This is a genomic window from Pseudomonas sp. GW823-FHT05G12, from assembly GCF_058795575.1.
On sequence record NZ_CM179501.1, the window covers coordinates 817,952 to 840,903 of the forward strand.

Below are 22,952 nucleotides of genomic sequence, written 5' to 3' on the forward strand. Positions count from 1 at the left end.
TGCATTCTAACCGATTGATTCGCGGCTGGCATATGAAGTGGCGTCAAGTCGCAGACCAATGGGCTTCATCTTGCATCCCGCGCCGTTTCTGGGCTGGGCGGGGGCGGGAGTTGACCTGGAAGTCCGCTTTTTTATGCAGGAATGCGGCGCGGTGGATGGCACCGGCTTGGCCGGTGTTCGCGGGTAAACCCGCTCCTACGGGGACCTTGTGTGCGGGTCAATGGAACATGAACAAGGTCTCGTTGGAGAATTGCGCCTCGAACTGATGCGCCGGCATCGGCCGCCCGAACAGATAGCCCTGCACCTCGTCGCAACCATGCTCGCGCAGGAACTCCAGCTGTTCGTGGGTTTCCACGCCCTCGGCGATGACTGCCAGGTTGAGGCTGTGGGCCATGGCGATGATCGCCCGGGCAATCTGCGCGTCCTGCTCGCCTTCGGGCAGGCCGTCTACGAAGGTCCGGTCGATCTTCAGGACGTCGATGGGGAACTGCTTGAGGTAGTTGAGCGACGAGTAGCCGGTGCCGAAGTCGTCTACCGCAATGCTCAGGCCGAGGTTCTTCAGGCTGGCAAGAATCTGCAGCGCCTCGTTCACCTCGCGCATCAGGATGCTTTCGGTCAACTCCAGTTCCAGGCATGCCGGCGGCAGGCCGCTTTCTTCCAGGATGTTGGCAATCCGCGTGCCTAGCTGGCCGTCGGAGAACTGCCGCGCCGAAATATTCACCGACACTTTCGGCACTCGCACCTTGGCCTTGTGCCAGGCCTTGAGCTGGCGGCTGGCCTCGCGCAGCACCCAGTCGCCCACGTCCACCACCAGGCCCAGTTCCTCGATCACCGGGATGAAGTCGCCCGGCGGCACCAGGCCTCGGGTCGGGTGACGCCAGCGCAGCAGCGCCTCGGCGCCGGTCAGGCGCTTGCCGTCGCCGCTGAACTGCGGCTGGTAATAGAGGATGAATTCGTTCTGCTCCATGGCATGGCGCAGGTCGCTTTCCAGCTCCAGGCGCTCCAGGGCGCTGGCGTTCATTTCGGCCTGGTAGAACTGGAAGTTGTTCTTGCCGCGTTCCTTGGCGTGGTACATGGCGGTGTCGGCGTTCTTCATCAGCTGGCTCAGCTCACTGCCATCCTGCGGGCTGAGGGCGATGCCGATGCTGGCGGTAACGAAGAACTCGCGGTTCTCCAGCACGAACGGCCGCACCAGGCTGCCGAGGATGTTCTCGGCCACGTGGATGGCGCGGTTCAGGGCCATTTCGCGGGTGGGGCGCGGTTGCAGCAGCAGGGTGAACTCGTCGCCGCCCATGCGTGCCACCGTGTCGTCGTCATCCACGCAGGCCAGCAGGCGCAGGGCCATGTCCTTGAGCATGCGGTCGCCGGCCGCATGGCCGAGGGAGTCGTTGATCGGTTTGAAGCGGTCGAGGTCGAGGAACATCAGCACCACCCAGGCCTTCTGCCGCTCGGCCTGCTGCAGGGCGTTGTACAAACGGTCCTGGAACAGTGTGCGGTTGGGCAGGTGGGTAAGGGCGTCGTAGTAGGCCAGGCGGTGGATGCGCTGTTCGCTGGCCTTGCGTTCGCTGATGTCGGTGAAGAAGCACACGTAGCTGGCCAGGTCGCCTTCGTCGTCCAGTACCGCGGTGATGCCGACCCAGGCCGGGTAATGGTCGCCGTCACGGCGCTTGAGCCACACTTCACCTTCCCAGCTGCCGCGCTGGTGCAGTTGCTTGACCACATAGCGCAGGTGGCCTTCCTGCTGTTCGTCGACAGTGAGCATGCCCGGCAGTTGGTCGAGCACTTCACTGACGGCGTAACCGCTGACGCGGCTGAACGCCTCGTTGGCCTGAACGATATAGCCGGCCGGGTCGGTGATGAGGATCGCCGACGTGGAATGTTCGAATACGGTCGCGGCCATGCGCAGGTCTTTTTCGGCACGGCGTTGCTGGCTGATGTCGCGGCCCACCCCGAGTACGCCTTCGAAGCGCTGGTCATCGTCCCACACCAGCACCAGGCGCAGCTCGATCGGGATCTTGCGGCCATCAGCACGCAGGCAGTCGAACAGGAACAGTTGGGTGGGTAACTGGCTGCACAGTTGCGCCATCTGCGCCGGATCGCCCATGGCCTTGCTGACACGCTCCATCAGGCTGTAGATGCCGGTGAGCTGAGCCGGGTTGGCGACGATCGACTGCCAGCCGTTGGCGAAGATCCAGTCGGCCTGGTAGCCCAGCACGCTCTGTACCGAGGGGCTGACATAATTGAGCTTGAGCTGGTTGTCGGTGGAAAAGATCACGTCGCTGATGCTTTCGGCGAGCATGCGGTAGCGTTGCTCGCTGTCACGTAGCGACTGGCTGGCCTCGATCTGAACGGTCACATCCTTGCCCACACCGATGATGCGCGTCACCAGGCCTTCGGCGTTGCGGGTCAGCACCTGCTCGCGGATGTCGTAGCAGCGCCAGCTTCCGTCGCGGTGGCGGAAGCGCAGCTGGCAGTGCAGCGGTTGGTCATGACAGTTGTCGCGCTGTTGGCGGCGCAGTGCCTGGTAGTGTGCGGCGTCCTCGGGGTGCAGCAGCAGCTCCCAGAAGCGGTCGCCCATCTGAGCCAGCTCGGTGCGGTCGTAGCCCAGGGTCTGGCCGAGGTGGCGGTTGCTGAAGATCATCCGCTGGCTCGGCACATCCTGCACATACAACTGGTCGGGTACGGTGCGTACCACGTCCGACCAGAAGCTTTCGCGTTCCAGTAGCGACAGCTCCACCTGTTTGCGGCTGGTGATATCGCTGATGCTGAGGATCACCGCCTGATAATCACGGCGCTGCAGCGGCAGGCGCGCCATCAGCCACAGGTGCAGCTCGGTGCCCTGCGGTGTCGGCAGACGCACTTCCAGCTCCAGCAACGGGCGTTGTTCGATCAGTGCGTCGATCAGTTGCATGCCGACGCTGTCTCGGCTGTCGCCAGTACCATCGATCAGCCGCTGCCAGGCACCTTCGTGGCAGTCGATGTTCAGCAGCTGGCGCGCCACTTGGTTGACCTCGGTGATCTTCAGCTCCAGCAGCAGCGAGCGGCGCAGGTTCGGGTCCAGCGCCAGGCTGTGCTTGAGTGCGGCCCGGTTACGCAGGTGGTAGCGGTCGAGCTGGCCGGGCAGGCTGGACAGGTCGAGCACGCACAGGGCAACGCCGGTGCCTTCAAAAATTTCCTGATAACGCCGGCGGTCTTCCTGCAGCGCCCGCTGGCGGCGACGCATGTTGATCAGCGCCAGCACTGGCAGCAGGGCGCAGAACAGCACCAGCAGGCACTTGCCGAGCAGCGCCGGCAATAATTTTTGCTGGGCCAGTTTGGCGTCGAACAGACCGCGTAGCTGCCAGGTGCTGTTTTCGATAAAGGCCAGCATCACGCTTTGCAGCGGCTCGTCGCTGGTGTCGGTTGCGGCATGGCGCTGCAGCACCTCGCCGCTGCGGCTGTTTTCCAGCAGCCACTGCGGGTGGCCACTGCCCTCGAGGTGGAGGGTAAGCTCGCGGTAATAGTCCGGTGACAGGCGCAGTAACCAGTAGCCGCTACCCTGTGCGGTATCCTGGCGCAGCAACAGGTACAGGAGGTGGTTGTCGGCCGAATTGGTGAAGAAGTACGGGCGACCCTGGCTCAGTACGAGCAACTCGTCAAGCGATTGGCGGTCGGGGCTGCCGGCCTGGCTGTCGGCGCGTAGCTGCCCGACGTTGTCCAGCCAGGCCACGCTCTGCAGGGCGGGAAGGCGCTCGCGCAGGGTACCGAGCAGGCTGGGCAGGGCGGCAGGTGTCGGTGCATCAGGGTAGGGTTGCACCACGTTCACGGCCTGTTGCGCCTTGAGCGCCATGTTCAGGCTCAGGTGGTCGGCCAGTTCCGCGGAGGCGTCCAGGCTCTGTTTGCGCAATTCGGCCTGGGTATGATTGAACTGGGCGAACAGCTGCCACAGCAGCAGGCCCAGCAGGATCAGGGCCAGCAGCGCCAGCGCACCCTTGATCGACCCGCGCAGGAGAGTCGCGGGTGCTTGTGGGGCGGAACGCAATGACGACGGATGAGTAAGGTTGGTCAAGCGTTGATCCTGCGATTGGGCTGGCGATGGCAGGGAATGATCGTGCACGGTGCGTGCCGGCGCCCGGCTTGCGCACCGCGGTGGCGCACTATAAGGCCGGACACCCGAAACCGGCTAGCATGCCTCGGATTATGGCGAAGTGCCAGCCATGTTGACCGATGGTGGCTGCCCGGTGGTTCGGCAAGCCCCTGTAACCTGTGCGAGAATAGCGCCCGCTTCACATGACAACGCATCGGAGATGTTCGGTTTTGGTTACTCACTTTTCCTCCAATGGCCTCGATTCCGCCTGCGGGCGCAGCAGTCAGACCCTTGTCAGCACTGCCGTGACCGAGGACGTATCCTGCAAGTCTTGCCAGCGTTCGCTGGGCAAACCCGAGGCGGCCGCTGCCGCCAAAAGCAAGGCCCCATCGCTGGCTGAACTGCGCAAGACCGCCAAGGTGGCAGCAGAGCCGGCTGTTGCAGTACCGGCGGTCAAGCCGGCAGCCAAGGTGGTCAGCACTTCGCCTGCACCTGGCAAACCGGCCAAGGCGGCCGAGCAGCAACCTGCCCGCAGCGGCGGCTTCAGCGTGAAGTCCGCCTGGGCCGCGCGCCTGGCCGAGCAGGGCGACCGTTGCCGCCTGCCGCGGGGCAAGGCCAAACAGCGTCACGTCTGAGCCTCTTCGGCTGCTGTGCCGGCCCTTTCGCGGGCTCGCCCGCTCCCACAGGAATCGCGGATTCTTCAGACTCTGTGGTGACGCTGTGGGAGCGGGCATGCCCGCGAAGAGGCCGGCACAGGCAATGAATTCATCCCAGTGACCGCACTGATCACACCCCACCATCGGCCCCTCCTATGCAACGCCGCGCGTTGGCGTAGAATGGTCGACTTTGTTCAATGACACCCCGTAAACACATCCCACTGGCCACCGCGTGCCGGGGCGATCGGCGATGTCTTTACCTATCTGATTAGAGGGCTTGGTTTTGGCTCAATACGTCTACACCATGCATCGGCTGAGCAAGGTCGTGCCGCCGAAGCGGGAAATTCTCAAGAACATTTCCCTGTCGTTCTTCCCAGGCGCCAAGATTGGCGTACTTGGCCTGAACGGCGCGGGTAAATCGACCCTGCTGCGGATCATGGCGGGCGTCGACAAGGAATTCGACGGCGAAGCCCGTCCGATGCCCGACATCAACGTGGGTTACCTGCCACAGGAACCACAACTGGACCCAACCAAGACCGTGCGTGAAGTGGTCGAGGAAGCGGTCAGCGTAATCAAGGACGCCCAAGCTCGCCTGGACGAGGTCTATGCGGCGTACGCCGAGCCGGATGCCGACTTCGACAAGCTGGCCGCCGAGCAGGCCAAGCTGGAAGCCATCCTGCAGGCCGCTGATGGCCACAACCTGGAGCGCCAGCTGGACGTCGCTGCCGATGCCCTGCGCCTGCCGGCCTGGGATGCGCGCATCGAACACCTGTCCGGTGGTGAGAAACGCCGTGTGGCCCTGTGCCGCCTCCTGCTGTCGGCACCCGACATGCTGCTGCTCGACGAACCGACCAACCACCTGGACGCCGACTCGGTGGCTTGGCTGGAGCGCTTCCTGCACGACTTCCCGGGCACCGTGGTAGCCATTACCCACGACCGTTACTTCCTCGACAACGTCGCCGGCTGGATCCTGGAGCTGGACCGCGGCGCCGGCATCCCGTACGAAGGCAACTACTCGGGCTGGCTGGAAGCCAAGTCGGAGCGTCTGGCGCAGGAATCCAAGCAGCAGAGCGCCCACGAGAAGGCCATGAAAGAGGAACTGGAGTGGGTGCGCAAAGGCGCCAAAGCCCGCCAGTCCAAGTCCAAGGCCCGTCTGCAGCGCTTTGAAGAAATGCAGTCGCAGGAATTCCAGAAACGCAGCGAAACCAACGAAATCTATATCCCGGCCGGTCCGCGCCTGGGTGACAAGGTTATCGAGTTCAAGAACGTCACCAAGGGCTACGGCGACCGTGTGCTGATCGACAACCTGTCGTTCTCCATGCCCAAAGGCGCCATCGTTGGCGTGATCGGTGGTAACGGTGCCGGTAAGTCGACCCTGTTCCGCATGTTGATGGGCAAGGAGCAGCCGGACTCGGGCAGCATCGAGATCGGTGAAACCGTGCAGTTGGCCTGTGTGGACCAGAGCCGCGAGGACCTGGACGGCGCGAAGACCGTGTTCCAGCAGATCTCCGACGGTTCCGACCAGATCCGCATCGGCAACTACGAGATCCCTTCGCGTACCTACGTTGGCCGCTTCAACTTCAAAGGTGGCGATCAGCAGAAGTTCGTCAAGGACCTGTCCGGTGGTGAACGTGGCCGCCTGCACCTGGCCCTGACCCTGAAGGAAGGCGGTAACGTTCTGCTGCTCGACGAACCGTCCAACGACCTCGACGTCGAAACCCTGCGTTCGCTGGAAGAAGCCCTGCTGGACTTCCCGGGCGCCGCGATCGTGATTTCCCACGACCGTTGGTTCCTGGACCGTGTGGCTACCCACATCCTGGCGTACGAAGACGACTCGAACGTGGTGTTCTTCGAAGGTAACTACACCGAGTACGAAGCCGACCGCAAGAAGCGTCTGGGTGATGCTGCTGCCCAGCCGCACCGTGTACGGCACAAGAAACTGGCCCAGTAAGCCGGTTTTCTGATGCACGAGAATGGGGCCCAAAGGGGCCCCATTTTTGTGCCTGGCGTTCCGCTAAGAATGGGAAATCAAAGGTGCGTTTTGTATACACTTATATAAAACGCACCAAATAATTTCATAAAAACGACATCTCGCCCTATTCCGGTGCGATTGCTTCTTGGTACATTCCTGAAAAAACCAATAAGTCCAATCCTCTTGGTGAGATGTCTACCATGATCGAATCTGTCGACAATTTCCTTGCACGCCTGAAGCAGCGTGACCCAGGCCAGCCGGAATTCCACCAGGCGGTGGAAGAAGTGCTACGCACCCTGTGGCCATTCCTTGAAGCCAACCCCCACTATCTGCAGTCCGGCATCCTCGAGCGCATGGTCGAGCCCGAGCGCGCCGTACTGTTCCGCGTTTCCTGGGTCGATGACCAGGGCAAGGTGCAGGTCAACCGCGGTTACCGCATTCAGATGAGCAGTGCCATTGGCCCGTACAAGGGCGGGCTGCGTTTCCACCCGTCGGTGAACCTCAGCGTGCTGAAGTTCCTGGCGTTCGAGCAGGTGTTCAAGAACTCGCTGACCTCGCTGCCCATGGGCGGCGGCAAGGGCGGCTCGGACTTTGACCCGAAAGGCAAGAGCGACGCCGAAGTGATGCGCTTCTGCCAGGCGTTCATGAGCGAGCTGTATCGCCACATCGGCGCTGACTGCGACGTACCGGCCGGTGACATCGGCGTGGGTGCCCGCGAAATCGGCTTCATGTTCGGCCAGTACAAGCGCCTGGCCAACCAGTTCACCTCGGTGTTGACCGGCAAGGGCATGACCTATGGCGGCAGCCTGATCCGCCCGGAAGCCACCGGCTATGGCTGCGTTTACTTCGCCGAAGAAATGCTCAAGCGTCAGGACAAGCGTATCGACGGCCGCCGCGTGGCGGTGTCTGGTTCGGGCAACGTCGCCCAGTATGCTGCGCGTAAGGTCATGGACCTGGGCGGCAAGGTGATCTCGCTGTCTGACTCTGAAGGTACCCTGTATGCAGAAGCCGGGCTGACCGACGCCCAGTGGGACGCCTTGATGGAGCTGAAAAACGTCAAGCGCGGACGTATCAGCGAGCTGGCCGGGCAATTCGGCCTGGAGTTCCGCAAGGGCCAGACCCCGTGGAGCCTGCCGTGCGACATCGCCCTGCCATGCGCCACCCAGAACGAGCTGGGCGCCGAAGATGCCCGCACCTTGCTGCGTAACGGCTGTATCTGTGTGGCCGAAGGCGCCAACATGCCGACTACCCTAGAGGCTGTGGATATCTTCCTGGACGCCGGCATTCTGTACGCCCCGGGCAAGGCCTCCAATGCGGGCGGCGTAGCCGTGTCGGGCCTGGAAATGTCGCAGAACGCCATGCGCCTGCTGTGGACGGCCGGTGAAGTGGACAGCAAGCTGCACAACATCATGCAGTCGATTCACCATGCATGCGTGCACTACGGTGAAGAGGCTGATGGCCGGATCAACTACGTCAAGGGGGCGAACATTGCGGGCTTTGTGAAAGTGGCCGATGCGATGCTGGCTCAGGGCGTGGTCTGATCTGAGACCGTAGGGGGCCGCTTTGCGGCCCATCGCGACGCAAGGCCGCTCCCACAGGGATGGCGCCAGCTTTTAGAAGTTGAGCAAGACAGTTGCTTCCACAGGCTGGACTGCACCCGAGAAGTTGGACAACCAGGCAGTCAAGGCCCTGTGGGAGCGGCCTTGCGTCGCGATGGGCTGCAAAGCAGCCCCAGGGCCCTCAACCCTCACCCAGAATCTCAACCACCTCTATCACCTGTTCCCCCACCGGCCGCCGCCAGACCACCTCATCACCCGGCCCAGCCCCGAGCAAAGCCCGCCCCAATGGCGAACCCCAGTTGATCAACCCCCGCCCGGCATCCGCCTCATCCTCGCCCACCAGCTGCACCACCTGCTCCTGGTCCTGCGCATCGACAAATCGCACCCGGCTACCAATCTGTACCTTGCTATGGGAAGTCGCCGCGGGTACCACCTGGGCGCTTTGCACCCGCGCGCTGAAGTAGCGCAGATCCCGCTCGGTATCGGCCAGCCGTTGTTTGTCACCCCGTTCGCCCTGCGCCTGCAGTTCGCTGCGCAAGGCATTCAGCTCGGCCACCCGCGTTTGCAACTGGCGCAGGCCGCTGGCCGTCACATAGTTGGGCTGTTCGCTGATGCGCCGCTCGACCGGCTGGTCGGCCTGGTCGGCGGCTTGGTCTTCGTTGACGAATGCTCGGCTCATGTAGGGCCTCCTTGTGCATGAGACCATCATGGCAGGCCGCCGGTTTAAAGGAATGTCCGTTTGCGACTCAATTGTGGCGATAGGCCTTGGCAGCGCCGCGGTCCTTTTCCTGCTCCCACTCGCGGTCACGCTGGTCCCAGAAGCGCTCGTGGTATTGGCGCTGTTCTTCGCTGTTCTGCATGGCATGACACTGGCGGAAGCCATCGTCCCAGCCGGTTTCGTACTGGCGCTCGTGCAGGTAGCGCGGTACGTTCTTGCGGAAGTTGCCCACCATCAGCCCGGCCGCCTGGCGGCCACTGCTGCAGCCGTCCTGGAAGCCATCCGCATAGGCAGGAGGGTAACCGTGGTTGACCATCTGCTCGTGGGTGGTTTCGCAACCCGACAGCAACAACGCAATGCACACGCCGAACCAGTACCGCGACATAGCCACAAAGCCCTCCAGTTGATGATGGGAAGTCTAGGTGGCGGTTTGTCGGGTAGGTGTCAAAACAGTGTCAAAGAGTTGGTTCAGTCACACTGCTTTACTAGCCTGACTGGCCAATTCGCGGGCAAGCCCGCTCCCACAGGTACTTGCACAGGCCTCTGATCTTGTGGGGAGCCTTGTGGGAGCGGGCGTGCCCGCGAAAGGCCGCAGAGCGGCCTCAGTAGTGATACCACTTCAGCTCCAGCATCACCTCGTTTTGCGCCGTAGCCAGGTGGCTGAACTCCCGCGAGGCACTCAACCGAAGCCCAAGGTTCTGGCTGATCTCCCACTGCTGGTTCAGGCTTACACTGCGACGTACTTCGCCGTTGGTGAAGTAATCGCCCTTGGCCTCCAACGTCATGTTGCCTAGCCCATTGCGCCACAGCAGCCCGCCATTGAAGCCAGCCGCCGGGGCAATGAACTGAGCGAAGTCGTTGTGATGCTCGACCCGCACCGTGCCCAAGGCAAACCCCAGCAAACCGTCGGCCAGCTGCCAGGTGCCGCCAGCGCCGCCATTCACATGGCTCACCAGCACTTCGTCATCATGCTTGCCCGGCACCCGCTCCAGCCCGCCGGCCACTTGCCATGACCAAGGCTTGAGCAGCTCGTTACGGGGTGTCAGTGAACGGATGGTGGCCAGGTCCAGGCGCTGCACCTGCCAATCGTTGCCTTCGTACTGGCGCAGCTTCAATTGCAGGATTTCGATCTGTGCGCCCAGGGGGAAGCCATAGGCGTTGTCATTCAGGTCGTGGTAGGCCATGCGCAAGCCATATTCGGCGTAGGCGCGGTCTTCACGGGTGCCCACGCCCAGTTGCCAGGTGCGCGAGTCATGGCCATCTTCGGGCAGGCCGGGGCGCTCGATCTGCAGGGGCGGCGGCGGGTTGCTGTTGATCGCCCGCAGCAACTCGAAGCTGCGTTTGGCCTGCCCTGGGTCGCGTTCCTGGCCATTGGCCCGATACCGCTCAAGGCGATACGCGGCATCTTGCACCAACGCTTGGCGTTCGCGAGGCAGGGCCTGGAATTCTGGGCTTTGCAGTTGCGCAGTGTCGGCGCTTACAGCCAGCACCTGGCGCTTTTCGTCGTGGTCGAGTGGCTCGGCCCTGGCCAGCAATTCACGTTCGCGAGAAGGGCGGTAAGTTTCGCTGGCGACCAGGCCGGACTGCTTCACGGCTTTCACCGTGTCGGTGGGAATGGCGGTCAGCGGGAACTGAGACGTCAGGTCCAGGCTCGGCCGGGCCACTTGCAGCAGCTCCAGCAGGCGATACGAGCAGTTTTCGTCGAAGAAGAAGTAGTCGAACTGGATCTGCTTCAGCTCCCACACATGCTCGACCATACGTCCGGTTTCTTCGGGGGTCAGGTCCAGCTGGTATTCCCACAGGTCGCGGTTTTCCAGGCTGCGGTATTCGGAGAGTTTTTCCTGGTAGGGCATCAGCGCGAACAGCCCCGGGTAGCCGCCCATCAGGCCTTTCCAGGCGTACAGGATGCTGTTGTCGCTGCCTTCGATATAGGCACCGAAGTTGATGGCGTAGCTCAGCAGCGTGGTGTCGTCGCTGCGGGTGTTGGACTGGTCGATGCGCAGCAGGGTGTGTCCGAACATCGACGACGGGCTGTTCAGGTAGGCTGCCGGGAAGATCAACGCGGCGCTGTGCGGGTCGATCGACTGGTACCAGGTCTTGAATTCCTGGCAGTCCGGTTGTGGCAAGTCTTGCAGGTCGAGCTGTTCGCGCAGCCAGCGGGTGCGCGCGGGGAATACGCACTGGGCGTGCTTGTCACCGAGGCTGGCCGGGGCATACAGCGCATCGACCGTAGCCTTGAGTTCCTGGTCCGGATGGTGCGCGCCATCTTCGGCGAGGAAGAACGCATCATCATCCACATAGCTGCGCCAGCCGCCGAGCTTGGCGGTTTCGTAATGTCCAATGGCGAGCCAGTAGGGGGTATTGGCCAATTGCTGGAGACGGCCTGGATCCAGCAGGGGAGCGGCATGAACAGGGGCGCAGGCACACAGCGCCAGGGCAGTGAGGCGTTTGAGCATATCGGGCAACTACTTCTTGACGATGCCGAAAAAGGCGAAACCCGCCCCGGGTGGGGCGGGAGCAGCTGTGCTTAGGCCTCGGTAGCGTATTTGGCCAGGCGTGGGTCGCTCTTCAGAACGGCCAGGGTGTTGCTGTGGACAGTTTCGGCAGTGACGTCGGCGCTGCTGAAGATCTGGTTGAAGTGCTGGTGGGTGACCGAGTTGAAGTAGCTGCGGTCCTCCGGTGCTACGCCGAGAACGACGGCATAGGTGGTCAGTGCTTCGCCCTGGCCCATGGCCATGTCTTCGGAAAGCTCGTTCATCATGCCGTTCATGGCGAACCAGGACTTGCCGCCGTAGGTCAGCGAAGCCTTGGTCGAGCAGCCGTTGGTGCCGGAGGTCATGCCGAAGGTGGCGTTACCGGAGGTGCCGTTGGTGGTAGAAGCCAGGAAGTGTGCCGGCGTGCCGCGCTGGCCTTCGAACAGCATGTTGCCCCAGCCGCAGTTCGGGCCGCCCGGCGCTTCGGCCATGGCGTTCAGCGAGACCACGGTGAACAGAGTACCCAGAAGAATCCGTTTCATAGCATTTGTTCTCTTTGTCTTAACCAAGGGTCAGGGTTTCTGGCAACTCGGTTGCCAGGTCGGGAAAGCTTTTCACCCACCCGCGCAGCTTGGAGTTTAGGCACGATCTAAAGGTTGCGTTGTTGATTGCGAAAAATTTGCTGTCACAAGACTGCACCGGCTGCGACATAAAGTCCCGTGGAGCCTTGCAAGGCGCGCGCGGGCAGCGCCAGAATGCTGCGTATCTGCCCCGCCGAAGTAAGGAAACCCAATGCCCGATCCTGTCGCTGCGCGCCTGCGTCTTGCGCCTGAAGCCCTGACCCGGCGTTTCTCCCCCGAGCAGTTTGCTTTTACCCATACCGACGATCTGGAGCCGTTTCGCGGAGTTCTGGGCCAGGAACGTGCTGTCGAGGCCCTGCAGTTTGGCGTGGCCATGCCGCGTCCTGGTTACAATGTGTATGTGATGGGCGAGCCCGGCACCGGGCGCTTCTCGTTCGTCAAGCGCTACCTCAAGGCCGAGGGCAAGCGCCAGCAGACCCCGGCCGACTGGGTCTACGTCAACCACTTCGACGACACCCGTGAACCACGTGCACTGGAGCTGCCGTCCGGAAGCGCCGCCGAGTTCATCAGCGACATGGGCGGATTGATCGACAACCTGCTGTCGACGTTCCCGGCGGTGTTCGAACACCCGTCCTACCAGCAGAAGAAGGGCGCCATCGACCGCGCTTTCAACCAGCGTTATGACCGCGCTCTGGATGTGATCGAGCGCGCGTCGCTGGAAAAGGACGTGGCCTTGTACCGCGATGCCAGCAACGTCGCCTTCACGCCGATGGCGGATGGCAAGGCGCTGGATGAAGCAGAGTTTGCCCAATTGCCCGAAGAGGTGCGCGAGCAGTTCCACGAGGACATTGCCCTGCTTGAGGAGCGCCTCAACGAAGAGCTGGCCAGCCTGCCGCAATGGAAGCGCGAATCGAACAACCAGCTGCGCCAGCTCAACGAAGAAACCATCACCCTGGCGCTGCAGCCGTTGCTGGCGCCGCTGTCGGAGAAGTACGCCGAAAACGCGGCGGTTTGCGCCTACCTGCAATCGGTGCAGTTGAACCTGTTGCGTACGCTGGTCGAGCAACTGGTCGATGACAGCAAGTCCGACGCCGTGGCCCGCAAGCTGCTCGAAGAGCAGTACGCGCCCAGCCTGGTGGTGGGCCATCACGCTGACGGTGGTGCGCCGGTGGTGTTCGAGCCACACCCGACCTACGACAACCTGTTTGGCCGTATCGAATACAGCACCGACCAAGGTGCGCTGTATACCTCCTATCGCCAACTGCGCCCAGGCGCGCTGCACCGTGCCAACGGCGGCTTCCTGATTCTGGAAGCCGAGAAAATGCTGGGTGAGCCGTTCGTATGGGACGCGCTCAAGCGTGCGCTGCAGTCGCGCAAGTTGAAGATGGAGTCGCCGATCGGTGAGCTGGGCCGTGTTGCCACTGTCAGCCTGCAGCCGCAGGTGATTCCGCTGAACGTCAAGCTGGTGATCATCGGCTCGCGCCAGCTGTACTACGCACTGCAGGACCACGACCCGGACTTCCAGGAGATGTTCCGCGTGCTGGTGGACTTCGATGAAGACATGCCGATGGTCGACGAGAACCTGGAGCAGTTCGCCCAGCTGTTGCGCACCCGCACCAACGAAGAGGGCATGGCGCCGCTGACCAGTGACGCGGTGGCGCGTCTGGCCACCTACAGTGCTCGTCTGGCTGAAAACCAGTCGCGCCTGTCGGCGCGTATCGGCGACCTGTTCCAGCTGGTCAGCGAGGCTGATTTCATTCGCCAGCTGGCCAGTGACGAAATGACCGACGCAGGCCACATCGAGCGTGCGCTGAAGGCCAAGGCCACCCGTACCGGCCGTGTGTCGCAACGGGTGCTGGACGACATGCTCGCCGGCATCATCCTGATCGACACGGAAGGCGCGGCCATCGGCAAGTGCAACGGGCTGACCGTGCTTGAAGTGGGTGACTCGGCGTTCGGCATGCCCGCGCGTATTTCGGCCACCGTCTACCCGGGCGGCAGCGGTATTGTCGATATCGAGCGTGAGGTCAACCTTGGCCAGCCGATCCACTCCAAAGGGGTGATGATCCTCACCGGTTACCTGGGCAGCCGCTATGCCCAGGAGTTCCCGCTGGCGATCTCCGCGAGCATCGCCCTGGAGCAGTCCTACGGCTACGTGGACGGCGACAGCGCCTCGCTGGGCGAAGCCTGCACGCTGATCTCGGCCTTGTCGCGCACGCCGCTCAAGCAGTGCTTCGCCATCACAGGCTCCATCAACCAGTTTGGTGAAGTGCAGGCGGTGGGTGGAGTGAACGAGAAGATCGAGGGCTTCTTCCGCCTTTGCGAGGCGCGTGGCCTGACCGGCGAGCAGGGGGTGATCATTCCGCGTGCCAACGTCGCCACCCTGATGCTTGACGAGCGCGTGTTGCAGGCGGTGGAGAACGGCATGTTCCACGTCTACGCGGTCAGCCAGGCTGATGAGGCGCTGAGCCTGCTGGTGGGCGAGGAGGCCGGGGTACTCGACGACAAGGGGCTGTTCACCGAGGGCAGCGTCAATGCCCGAGTGGTGGAGCGCCTGCGTGAAATTGCCGAGATGATCAGCGAGGAAGACATCGAGAAGGCAGAAAAGGAACGCCTGGAAGAGGTGATTGCCCAGGCCAAACCGGCTTGAGTCAATAAACTGGCGCTGACGGCGATGTGCTACCGTTCAGCGCCAGTTTTCCATCTTTCTGAGCGGTTCCTCTATGCTGGAACTTAAGGACGGTACAGCGTTCAGGATGGAAACAGCCTGAGGGTTTCGGGCTGAACAAGGCTCATTGGAGGGGACGCGGCCATGCGCAACCTCAGCCTCACACGCCAGTGCCTGGGCCTGGTGACCCGTATCGAATGCAGCATTCGTCCACTGGCCGGGGATAACGGCATGTGGACCCTGCTGTTCGCCGCCGGCATGGCCGGTGAACAACCCTCCGCGATCAAGGCGCAGGGCCCGTTTCATGGGCCACTGGTGGCCGAGTCGGTGCTCAATGCCATCGTCGACAGCCTGACCATGCATGGTTATCAGGTGGCCGATGACCCGCAGATCTGGTGTCTGCATTTGCAGGCGCAGTTGCGGCGGATCAATGGTGAGCGGTGTCGCAACCTGGGGGATTACCAGTTTCATCCTGAGACCTGAAGAATGCCGGGGCCGCTTTGCGGCCCATCGCGACACAAGGCCGCTCCAACAGCATCGGCTTGCTGTGGGAGTGTGGCCTTGTGTCGCGATCAGGCTGCGGAGCAGCCCCCGGGCTTTTGCTGTAACAGGTGGCTGGCTATACTCGCCGTCGCTTTTTTAGTCACCTGATGAGTCCTGAACTTCATGGAACGTATCCTCGAAAACGCGATGTATGCCTCGCGCTGGCTGCTCGCACCGATCTACTTCGGCTTGTCCCTCGGCCTGCTGGCCCTGGCGCTGAAATTCTTCCAGGAAGTGGTCCACGTCCTGCCCAATGTCTTTGCGTTGAGCGAAGCTGACCTGATCCTGGTGATCCTGTCACTGATCGACATGTCGCTGGTTGGTGGCCTGCTGGTGATGGTGATGATTTCCGGCTACGAGAACTTCGTCTCGCAACTGGACATCGATGAAAGCAAGGAAAAGCTCAACTGGCTGGGCAAGATGGATTCCTCGTCGCTGAAGATGAAGGTTGCCGCGTCGATCGTGGCGATTTCCTCCATTCACCTGCTGCGGGTGTTCATGGATGCGCAGAACATCTCCACCGATTACCTGATGTGGTACGTGATCATCCACATGACCTTCGTGGTCTCGGCGTTCTGCATGGGTTACCTGGACAAGCTGACCAAGCACTGAGTCCCGCCAGGCCTCACTGCAACTCCTGTGGGAGCAACTGTCTTGCTCAATTTCTGAAAGCTGGCGTGATCCCTGTGGGGCTTGCCCGCGAACACCGGCAAAGCCGGTGCCAGCCACCGCGTGGCCTGCTTCGCGGGCACGCCCGCTTCCACAGATATCGAGGCTCAACTGACGAGTGGCGTCAGTCATGCCTTGCGCATTCTCCCTTCCTGTACAAAAAATGAGCTCTCATGCGTGGTTCCCATCGCGAGGTGCTCTCATGAACCTGCATCAGCTCAATACCGAGGCCAGGGCTGGCCATGTCGACGAACTGAACCTGATCGCCATCGAAGGCGGTGACTACCTGCTCGAGGCCCGGGTCAAAGGCCATCCTCACCCCCTGTCCGATACCCGTGGTGAACGCTTGCGCGTGCACTCGGTGGAGGATGCGCGCAAGTTGCTGCAAACCATCCCCATGGTCTCGATGAACCTGGTGCACTGGTCGGTGCAGGACGAAATGTGCGGCATGGGTACGCACCCGGAAGAAGACCTGAAGGTGCCGATTTCCCAGCGTTCGGCCTGGTAGCTGCTCGCAGCGCCCCAGTGTGCTAGGCTGCTCGCCCTTTTTATCAAGGGCGCGGCTGCATTGCGCCCTGCAGTGGAGCACGACAATGTCCGAACTCAACCTGTCTACCGACGAAACGCGCGTCAGCTACGGTATCGGCCGTCAGCTGGGCGGCCAGCTGCGCGACAACCCGCCACCAGGCGTTAGCCTGGAAGCCATCCTGGCCGGCCTGACCGACGCCTTCAACGGTGCCGACAGCCGTGTCAGCGAAGCCGACCTGTCGGCCAGCTTCAAGGTCATCCGCGAGGTGATGCAAGCCGAAGCTGCAGCCAAGGCCGAAGCCGCTGCTGCTGCTGGCAAGGAGTTCCTGGTCGAGAACGCCAAGCGTGAAGGTATCACCACGCTGGCTTCGGGCTTGCAGTTCGAAGTGCTGACCGCTGGTGAAGGCGCCAAGCCGACCCGCGAAGACAACGTGCGTACGCACTACCACGGCACCCTGATCGACGGCACCGTGTTCGACAGCTCCTACGAGCGTGGCCAGCCGGCTGAATTCCCGGTAGGCGGCGTGATCGCTGGCTGGACCGAAGCCCTGCAGCTGATGAACGCTGGCAGCAAATGGCGCCTGTACGTGCCAAGCGAGCTGGCTTACGGCGCCCAAGGCGTTGGCAGCATCCCGCCGCACAGCGTTCTGGTGTTCGACGTCGAGCTGCTCGACGTTCTGTAATGCCCTGGAGGCCGGCCCTGCCGGCCTCAATTCCAGTCTGTCCCCCCAGGGCGCAATGCCCGCGCATAGCAGAATAGAAACAGATTCCGTACCAGTTCCTTGAGCACCCCCGGTTCACTCGAATTCAGCCCGCTCATGTCCAGGTCACCTTGGTCACGCAGTTCGTCGAGGGCTTCTTCTTCAAGCACCGCGCACACTTCGCCGGTTTCCCGATGAAGAATGCGCAGGTAGGGGTGAGGGCGTTCCAGCCAGGCGTCGATCAGATAAGTCATGGCTATTCTCCTTGGACGGCAATTCCAATGAGAATAATTCCTATTACCAGAATAGCAAGCGCCAATTGGCGTTTTTTGCCTGATCAGACTTTGCGGACGAACTCGGACTTCAGCTTCATGGCGCCGATGCCGTCGATTTTGCAGTCGATGTCGTGGTCGCCGTCGCACAGGCGGATGTTCTTGACCTTGGTGCCAACCTTGACCACCAGGGACGAACCCTTGACCTTGAGGTCCTTGATCACAGTGACGGTGTCACCGTCTTGCAGGATGTTGCCGACCGAATCTTTCTTCACCACATCGTCGCTGGCCGCCTCGGCATCGCCGCTGGCCGACCACTCATGGGCGCATTCAGGGCAGATAAGCTGAGTGCCATCCTCATAGGTGTATTCGGAGTTGCATTTCGGGCAGGGTGGCAGAGTGCTCACTTCGGTTCCTCAAACAAACAGACGGGCGGTTAAAAGCCCACATTGTAAAAGGTATTTTTCCGGAAGTGATTATGTCCGGACAAAAAGCACCACGGGCAAGCGCGCTCCCCACAGATGGTGCAGGAGCGGGCTTGCCCGCGAATGAAGTCGACTCGGTCTGTCAGTGCGTACGCGCGACCGCAAACTCGCTCAGTTCAACCAGCGCATCCCGGTATTCACTGGCAGGCAGCACTTCGAGGCAGGCGATGGCGCGTTTCACGTAATCGCGCGCCAGCTCGGCGGTGTATTTCAGTGCGCCCGATTCTTCGACCGCAACGCGAATCTGTTCCAGATCTTCCAGGCCACCCTTCTGGATCGCCTGGCGTACCAGCGCCGCCTGCTCGGCAGTGCCTTCGCGCATGGTGTAGATCAGCGGCAGGGTAGGTTTGCCTTCGGCCAGGTCGTCACCGACGTTCTTGCCCAGGGTCTGCGAGTCACCCTTGTAGTCCAGCAGGTCGTCGACCAGCTGGAAGGCCACGCCCAGATGGTCGCCAAAGGTACGCAGGGCTTCGCGCTGCTCGTCGGTGGCCTGGGCCAGCGCCGCAGCACTGTGGGTAGAAGCTTCGAACAGCATCGCCGTCTTGCCGCGAATGACCTCCATGTAGACTTCCTCGGTGGTGCTGGCGTCGCGTACGCGCGACAGTTGCAGCACTTCACCTTCGGCAATCACCCGGGTGGCCTTGGACAGGATCTGCATGACCGGCATCGAGCCCAGCTCGACCATCATTTCGAACGAGCGCGAATAAAGGAAGTCGCCCACCAGTACGCTCGGCGCGTTGCCCCAAAGGGCATTGGCGGTAGAGCGGCCACGGCGCATGCCGGACATGTCGACCACGTCGTCGTGCAGCAGGGTGGCGGTGTGCAGGAATTCGATGGTGGCGGCCAGCAGGCGCAGGTCGTCGCCTTCGCGGCCCAGGGCCTTGCCACACAGCAGTACCAGCAGGGGACGCAGGCGCTTGCCACCGGCGGACGTGATATAGTCGCCGATCTTCGATACCAGCGGCACGCGCGAGGTCAGCTGCTTCTTGATGATCTCGTCGACGGCGCTGAAATCATCAGCCACCGCGCGGTAGAAGGTTTGGGGTTGCATCGGCTGCTCCAGTGAGGTTGCGCGGCATGCTAGGTCGCGGGTCCCGGTGTGTCAAGGCGCGGTGCCCGCAGGCCGGGGGCGGCACTTGCAAGCAAAACCGCGGTTGCGTACAATCGCGCACCCTAACTTCCTGGGCAGCACCTGCCTTACGCAATTGCGCCGGGCCGTTCCAGCCCTGTGCAGCCATGCCAGCCAATACTCATCATATAAAGCGCTGGGTGAGCAGGATTATCGGAGAAATACCATGTCTTACGCAGTAATCGTTACCGGCGGCAAGCAGTACAAAGTCGCTGAAGGTGAATTCCTCAAGATCGAAAAACTGGAAGTCGCCACTGGCGAATCCGTGACCTTCGATCGCGTTCTGCTGGTCGCCAACGGTGAAGAAGTCACCATCGGTGCTCCAGTTGTTGCTGGCGCTAAAGTAGTGGCCGAAGTCGTTTCGCAAGGCCGCCACGACAAGGTTCGCATCATCAAGTTCCGTCGTCGTAAGCACCACATGAAGCGTATGGGCCACCGCCAGTGGTTCACCGAGATCAAAATCACCGGCATCCAGGCTTAATCCCCTAGATCCCCTGAATTTATTTGGAGAATTGAACCATGGCTCACAAGAAGGCTGGTGGTAGTACTCGTAACGGTCGCGACTCAGAATCGAAACGCCTTGGCGTGAAGATGTATGGCGGCCAGGTTATCAAGCCAGGCAACATCATCGTCCGTCAGCGCGGTACCGAATTCCACGCTGGCTACGGCGTTGGCATGGGCAAGGACCACACCTTGTTCGCCAAGATCGAAGGCGTGATCAAGTTCGAGAAGAAAGGCGAGTTCATGCGCCGTTACGTGAGCATCGTCGCCGCTTAATCGCGACGTCGCTCCAGAAGCCCCGTCATGCGACGGGGCTTTTTCGTTTGTGGTGAGCCTCTTGCAAAGCTGTTTGTCTGGGTTGCCGGCGTTGGTTTCTACGGTCGTACGGGGCCGCCGCGCTCATTTTTGCAAGAGCCTCATGTTTTTGAGTCATTCAGCTCGTCTGCCGACGAGAGGCGGTTTTAATGAAGTTTGTTGACGAAGTATCCATTCGGGTCAAGGCCGGTGACGGTGGCAACGGTTGCATGAGCTTCCGTCGCGAGAAGTTCATCGAGAACGGCGGCCCTAACGGCGGTGACGGTGGTGACGGCGGCTCGGTGTACATGATTGCCGACGAAAACCTGAACACCCTGGTCGACTACCGCTACACCCGTCACCATGAAGCCCAGCGTGGCTCCAACGGCGGTAGCACCGACTGCACCGGCAAGAAGGGTGAAGACCTGTTCCTGCGCGTGCCGGTCGGCACCACCGTGATCGATGCTTCCACGCAGGAAGTGATCGGTGACCTGGTCACCCCCGGCCAGAAGCTGATGGTCGCGCAAGGTGGCTGGCACGGGCTGGGCAACACCCGTTTCAAGTCGAGCACCAACCGTGCACCGCGCCAGACCACCCCAGGCAAACCGGGTGAGCAGCGTGACCTGAAGATGGAAATGAAGGTGTTGGCCGACGTCGGCCTCCTGGGCTTGCCGAACGCCGGCAAGAGTACCTTCATCCGTTCGGTCTCGGCTGCCAAGCCGAAAGTCGCCGACTACCCGTTCACTACCCTGGTGCCAAACCTGGGCGTGGTCAGCGTCGACCGCTGGAAGAGCTTCGTCATCGCCGACATCCCCGGCCTGATCGAAGGCGCTTCCGAAGGTGCCGGCCTGGGTATCCGCTTCCTCAAGCACTTGGCGCGTACGCGCGTGCTGCTGCACCTGGTGGACATCGCGCCGCTGGACGAAAGCAGCCCGGCCGATGCCGCCGAAGTCATCGTCAACGAGCTGACCCGCTTCAGCCCGTCGCTGGCCGAGCGTGAGCGCTGGCTGGTGCTGAACAAGGCCGATATGGTCATGGACGACGAGCGCGACGAGCGTGTGCAGGAAGTGATCGACCGTCTGGAGTGGGAAGGCCCGGTCTACGTGATCTCGGCTATTTCCAAGCAGGGCACCGACAAGCTCAGCCACGACCTGATGCGTTACCTCGAAGACCGCGCCGACCGCCTGGCCAACGACCCGGCCTACGCCGAAGAGCTGGCCGACCTTGACCAGCGTATCGAAGACGAAGCCCGTGCCCAGCTGCAGGCCCTGGACGACGCCCGTACCCTGCGTCGTACCGGCGTCAAGAGCGTGCATGACATCGGCGACGACGATGGTTGGGACGATGATTTCGAGGACGACGAAGACGGTCCGGAAATCATTTACGTGCGCGACTGATCGGTTGCAGTACACTAAACGCCGCTCTCTGGAGCGGCGTTTTTGTATCCACGGTATCTACAGATTCGACATAGGTTGGAAGAAGATGCGAAGCAAGGTGACGGGCGCCAAGCGCTGGGTCGTTAAGATTGGCAGTGCTCTGCTGACCGCCGATGGCAAGGGCCTCGACCGCGGTGCAATGGCCGTTTGGGTCGAGCAGATGGTCGCGCTGCGTGAGGCAGGCGTGGAGTTGGTACTGGTCTCCTCCGGGGCCGTGGCTGCCGGCATGAGCCAGCTGGGCTGGACCAAGCGACCGAGTGCGATGAACGAGCTGCAGGCGGCTGCCTCGCTCGGCCAGATGCGTCTGGTGCAGGCCTGGGAGTCGAGCTTCGGGGAGCACGGGAAGCACACCGCGCAGATCCTGTTGACCCATGACGACCTGTCCGACCGCAAGCGTTACCTGAATGCCCGCAGCACCCTGCGCACCTTGGTCGATCTGGGCGTGGTGCCGGTGATCAACGAAAACGACACCGTGGTCACCGACGAGATCCGCTTCGGCGACAACGACACCCTGGCGGCGCTGGTGGCCAACCTGGTCGAGGCCGACCTGCTGGTGATCCTCACCGACCGCGATGGTATGTTCGATGCCGACCCGCGCAACAACCCCGAAGCGCAGTTGATCTACGAAGCCCGCGCCGACGACCCCTCACTGGATGCCGTGGCCGGTGGTACCGGTGGTGCCCTGGGCCGTGGCGGCATGCAGACCAAGCTGCGTGCGGCGCGCCTGGCTGCCCGTTCCGGTGCTCACACCATCATTATCGGTGGCCGCATCGAGCGCGTGCTGGACCGCCTGAAGGCGGGCGAGCGCCTGGGCACCTTGCTGTCGCCCGAGCGCGGCATGCTCGCGGCGCGCAAGCAGTGGTTGGCCGGTCACCTGCAAACCCGTGGCACCCTGGTGCTGGATGCTGGTGCCGTGCAAGCGCTGCGTCAGGCCAACAAGAGCTTGCTGCCGGTTGGCGTGAAGACTGTGCAGGGCAGCTTCCGTCGTGGCGAGATGGTGGTGTGCGTCGGCCCGGACGGTGTTGAAGTGGCTCGCGGCCTGGCCAACTACAGCGCCCTGGAGGCGCAGAAGATCATTGGTCAGTCGTCCGAAGCCATCGAGTCGATCCTTGGCTATAGCGCCGAGCCGGAACTTGTACACCGCGACAACCTGGTGCTGGTATGAGCCTGCTGAAGAACGTAATCGCTGTGGCAGCGTGCGTGCTGCCGATGTTGGCCGGCGCCGAAGAGGTCGGCCAGGTGTCCACCGTGTTCAAGTTCGTCGGGCCGAACGACCGCATTGTGGTCGAGGCGTTCGATGACCCTAAGGTAGAGGGCGTGACGTGCTACCTCTCCCGGGCCAAGACTGGCGGGGTGAAGGGGGGCTTGGGGCTGGCCGAGGACCGGGCGGAGGCATCGATTGCCTGTCGTCAGGTCGGGCCGATCAACTTCAAGGGTGAGCTCAAGGATGGCGAGGAAGTGTTCAAGGAACGCACCTCGCTGGTGTTCAAGACCATGCAGGTGGTGCGTTTTCTCGACAAGAAGCGCAACACGCTGGTGTACCTGGTGTACAGCGACCGCATGATCGAAGGCAGCCCGCAGAATGCGGTGACTGCCATTCCGATCCTGCCTTGGGCTCATTGATAGCCCGCTCCTGCATACGCATCGGTGGTTGGACACAGGCCGTCGTACGCATCGGTGGTTGGGCGCAGGTCGTCGTA

General features: G+C 62.1%; 21 protein-coding genes. 13 read left to right on the forward strand and 8 right to left on the reverse strand.

All coding sequences use genetic code 11. The features are described from left to right. Positions 1-217: 217 nt before the first annotated feature. The gene (locus AC3RCM_RS03790; protein WP_336090170.1) at positions 218-4,048 is read right to left on the reverse strand and encodes a sensor domain-containing protein; all 3,831 of its coding nucleotides are present in this window, start codon (positions 4,046-4,048) and stop codon (positions 218-220) included. Between the two features lie 248 nt (positions 4,049-4,296). Between AC3RCM_RS03790 and AC3RCM_RS03795 the strand changes: the two genes are divergently transcribed. From AC3RCM_RS03795 to gdhA, 3 genes are all read left to right on the forward strand, one after another. After that, positions 4,297-4,701 carry a hypothetical protein gene (locus AC3RCM_RS03795; protein ID WP_492629383.1) on the forward strand — a complete coding sequence of 135 codons (405 nt, stop codon included), beginning with the start codon at positions 4,297-4,299 and terminating at the stop codon, positions 4,699-4,701. Positions 4,702-5,005: 304 nt separating this feature from the next. Beyond that, complete coding sequence (gene ettA / locus AC3RCM_RS03800) at positions 5,006-6,673, forward strand: energy-dependent translational throttle protein EttA (RefSeq protein ID WP_010951931.1); 1,668 nt, start codon at positions 5,006-5,008, stop codon at positions 6,671-6,673. Between the two features lie 221 nt (positions 6,674-6,894). Beyond that, positions 6,895-8,235, forward strand: coding sequence for an NADP-specific glutamate dehydrogenase (gene gdhA, locus AC3RCM_RS03805; protein ID WP_003247498.1), 1,341 nt, complete (start codon positions 6,895-6,897; stop codon positions 8,233-8,235). Positions 8,236-8,434: 199 nt separating this feature from the next. Here the strand turns inward: gdhA and AC3RCM_RS03810 are convergent, their stop codons facing one another. The 4 genes from AC3RCM_RS03810 to AC3RCM_RS03825 form a co-directional block, all read right to left on the reverse strand. Then, a complete protein-coding gene (locus AC3RCM_RS03810) occupies positions 8,435-8,932 on the reverse strand; it encodes a GreA/GreB family elongation factor (protein WP_060538637.1) in 498 nt (165 codons plus the stop codon). A gap of 67 nt (positions 8,933-8,999) precedes the next feature. Continuing rightward, positions 9,000-9,356 carry a lipoprotein gene (locus tag AC3RCM_RS03815; protein ID WP_003247495.1) on the reverse strand — a complete coding sequence of 119 codons (357 nt, stop codon included), beginning with the start codon at positions 9,354-9,356 and terminating at the stop codon, positions 9,000-9,002. 217 nt (positions 9,357-9,573) lie between these two features. Then, entirely contained in the window at positions 9,574-11,427 is a 1,854-nt protein-coding gene (locus tag AC3RCM_RS03820; RefSeq protein ID WP_064491213.1) for an Lnb N-terminal periplasmic domain-containing protein, read from the reverse strand. Between the two features lie 71 nt (positions 11,428-11,498). Beyond that, complete coding sequence (locus AC3RCM_RS03825) at positions 11,499-11,987, reverse strand: DUF3015 domain-containing protein (protein WP_003247492.1); 489 nt, start codon at positions 11,985-11,987, stop codon at positions 11,499-11,501. Between the two features lie 250 nt (positions 11,988-12,237). Here AC3RCM_RS03825 and AC3RCM_RS03830 point away from each other — a divergent pair, with 250 nt between their 5' ends. From AC3RCM_RS03830 to bamJ, 5 genes are all read left to right on the forward strand, one after another. Then, the gene (locus AC3RCM_RS03830) at positions 12,238-14,676 is read left to right on the forward strand and encodes a Lon protease family protein (protein WP_004575710.1); all 2,439 of its coding nucleotides are present in this window, start codon (positions 12,238-12,240) and stop codon (positions 14,674-14,676) included. A 162-nt stretch (positions 14,677-14,838) separates the two neighbouring features. After that, on the forward strand, positions 14,839-15,177 hold the full coding sequence (locus tag AC3RCM_RS03835) for a PA4575 family protein (protein WP_010951936.1): 339 nt from the start codon (positions 14,839-14,841) through the stop codon (positions 15,175-15,177). A 183-nt stretch (positions 15,178-15,360) separates the two neighbouring features. Next, entirely contained in the window at positions 15,361-15,849 is a 489-nt protein-coding gene (locus tag AC3RCM_RS03840; protein ID WP_003247486.1) for a TIGR00645 family protein, read from the forward strand. 259 nt (positions 15,850-16,108) lie between these two features. Next, a complete protein-coding gene (locus tag AC3RCM_RS03845) occupies positions 16,109-16,414 on the forward strand; it encodes a DUF6482 family protein (RefSeq protein WP_014589631.1) in 306 nt (101 codons plus the stop codon). Between the two features lie 85 nt (positions 16,415-16,499). Then, positions 16,500-17,117, forward strand: coding sequence for a BamJ family beta-barrel-assembly machinery protein (bamJ, locus tag AC3RCM_RS03850; RefSeq protein WP_003247482.1), 618 nt, complete (start codon positions 16,500-16,502; stop codon positions 17,115-17,117). Positions 17,118-17,143: 26 nt separating this feature from the next. On the opposite strand, the gene AC3RCM_RS03855 is transcribed toward bamJ, so the two are convergent. The 3 genes from AC3RCM_RS03855 to AC3RCM_RS03865 all read right to left on the reverse strand — a co-directional run bounded on the left by AC3RCM_RS03855 (position 17,144) and on the right by AC3RCM_RS03865 (position 18,943). Then, positions 17,144-17,389 carry a PA4570 family protein gene (locus AC3RCM_RS03855; RefSeq protein ID WP_010951938.1) on the reverse strand — a complete coding sequence of 82 codons (246 nt, stop codon included), beginning with the start codon at positions 17,387-17,389 and terminating at the stop codon, positions 17,144-17,146. Positions 17,390-17,472: 83 nt separating this feature from the next. Beyond that, positions 17,473-17,814, reverse strand: a complete 342-nt coding sequence (locus AC3RCM_RS03860) for a zinc ribbon domain-containing protein YjdM (RefSeq protein ID WP_010951939.1) — start codon at positions 17,812-17,814, stop codon at positions 17,473-17,475. Positions 17,815-17,974: 160 nt separating this feature from the next. Next, a complete protein-coding gene (locus AC3RCM_RS03865) occupies positions 17,975-18,943 on the reverse strand; it encodes a polyprenyl synthetase family protein (protein WP_010951940.1) in 969 nt (322 codons plus the stop codon). A 244-nt stretch (positions 18,944-19,187) separates the two neighbouring features. Between AC3RCM_RS03865 and rplU the strand changes: the two genes are divergently transcribed. The 5 genes from rplU to AC3RCM_RS03890 all read left to right on the forward strand — a co-directional run bounded on the left by rplU (position 19,188) and on the right by AC3RCM_RS03890 (position 22,875). After that, on the forward strand, positions 19,188-19,502 hold the full coding sequence (gene rplU / locus AC3RCM_RS03870; protein WP_003247466.1) for a 50S ribosomal protein L21: 315 nt from the start codon (positions 19,188-19,190) through the stop codon (positions 19,500-19,502). Between the two features lie 38 nt (positions 19,503-19,540). Next, complete coding sequence (gene rpmA, locus AC3RCM_RS03875; protein ID WP_003247464.1) at positions 19,541-19,798, forward strand: 50S ribosomal protein L27; 258 nt, start codon at positions 19,541-19,543, stop codon at positions 19,796-19,798. A 188-nt stretch (positions 19,799-19,986) separates the two neighbouring features. Beyond that, a complete protein-coding gene (gene cgtA / locus AC3RCM_RS03880) occupies positions 19,987-21,213 on the forward strand; it encodes an Obg family GTPase CgtA (protein ID WP_003247460.1) in 1,227 nt (408 codons plus the stop codon). 85 nt (positions 21,214-21,298) lie between these two features. After that, positions 21,299-22,417, forward strand: a complete 1,119-nt coding sequence (proB, locus tag AC3RCM_RS03885) for a glutamate 5-kinase (RefSeq protein WP_003247458.1) — start codon at positions 21,299-21,301, stop codon at positions 22,415-22,417. Next, positions 22,414-22,875, forward strand: coding sequence for a CreA family protein (locus AC3RCM_RS03890; protein WP_010951941.1), 462 nt, complete (start codon positions 22,414-22,416; stop codon positions 22,873-22,875). Before proB ends, AC3RCM_RS03890 begins: the two co-directional genes overlap by 4 nt. Positions 22,876-22,952: the final 77 nt, after the last annotated feature.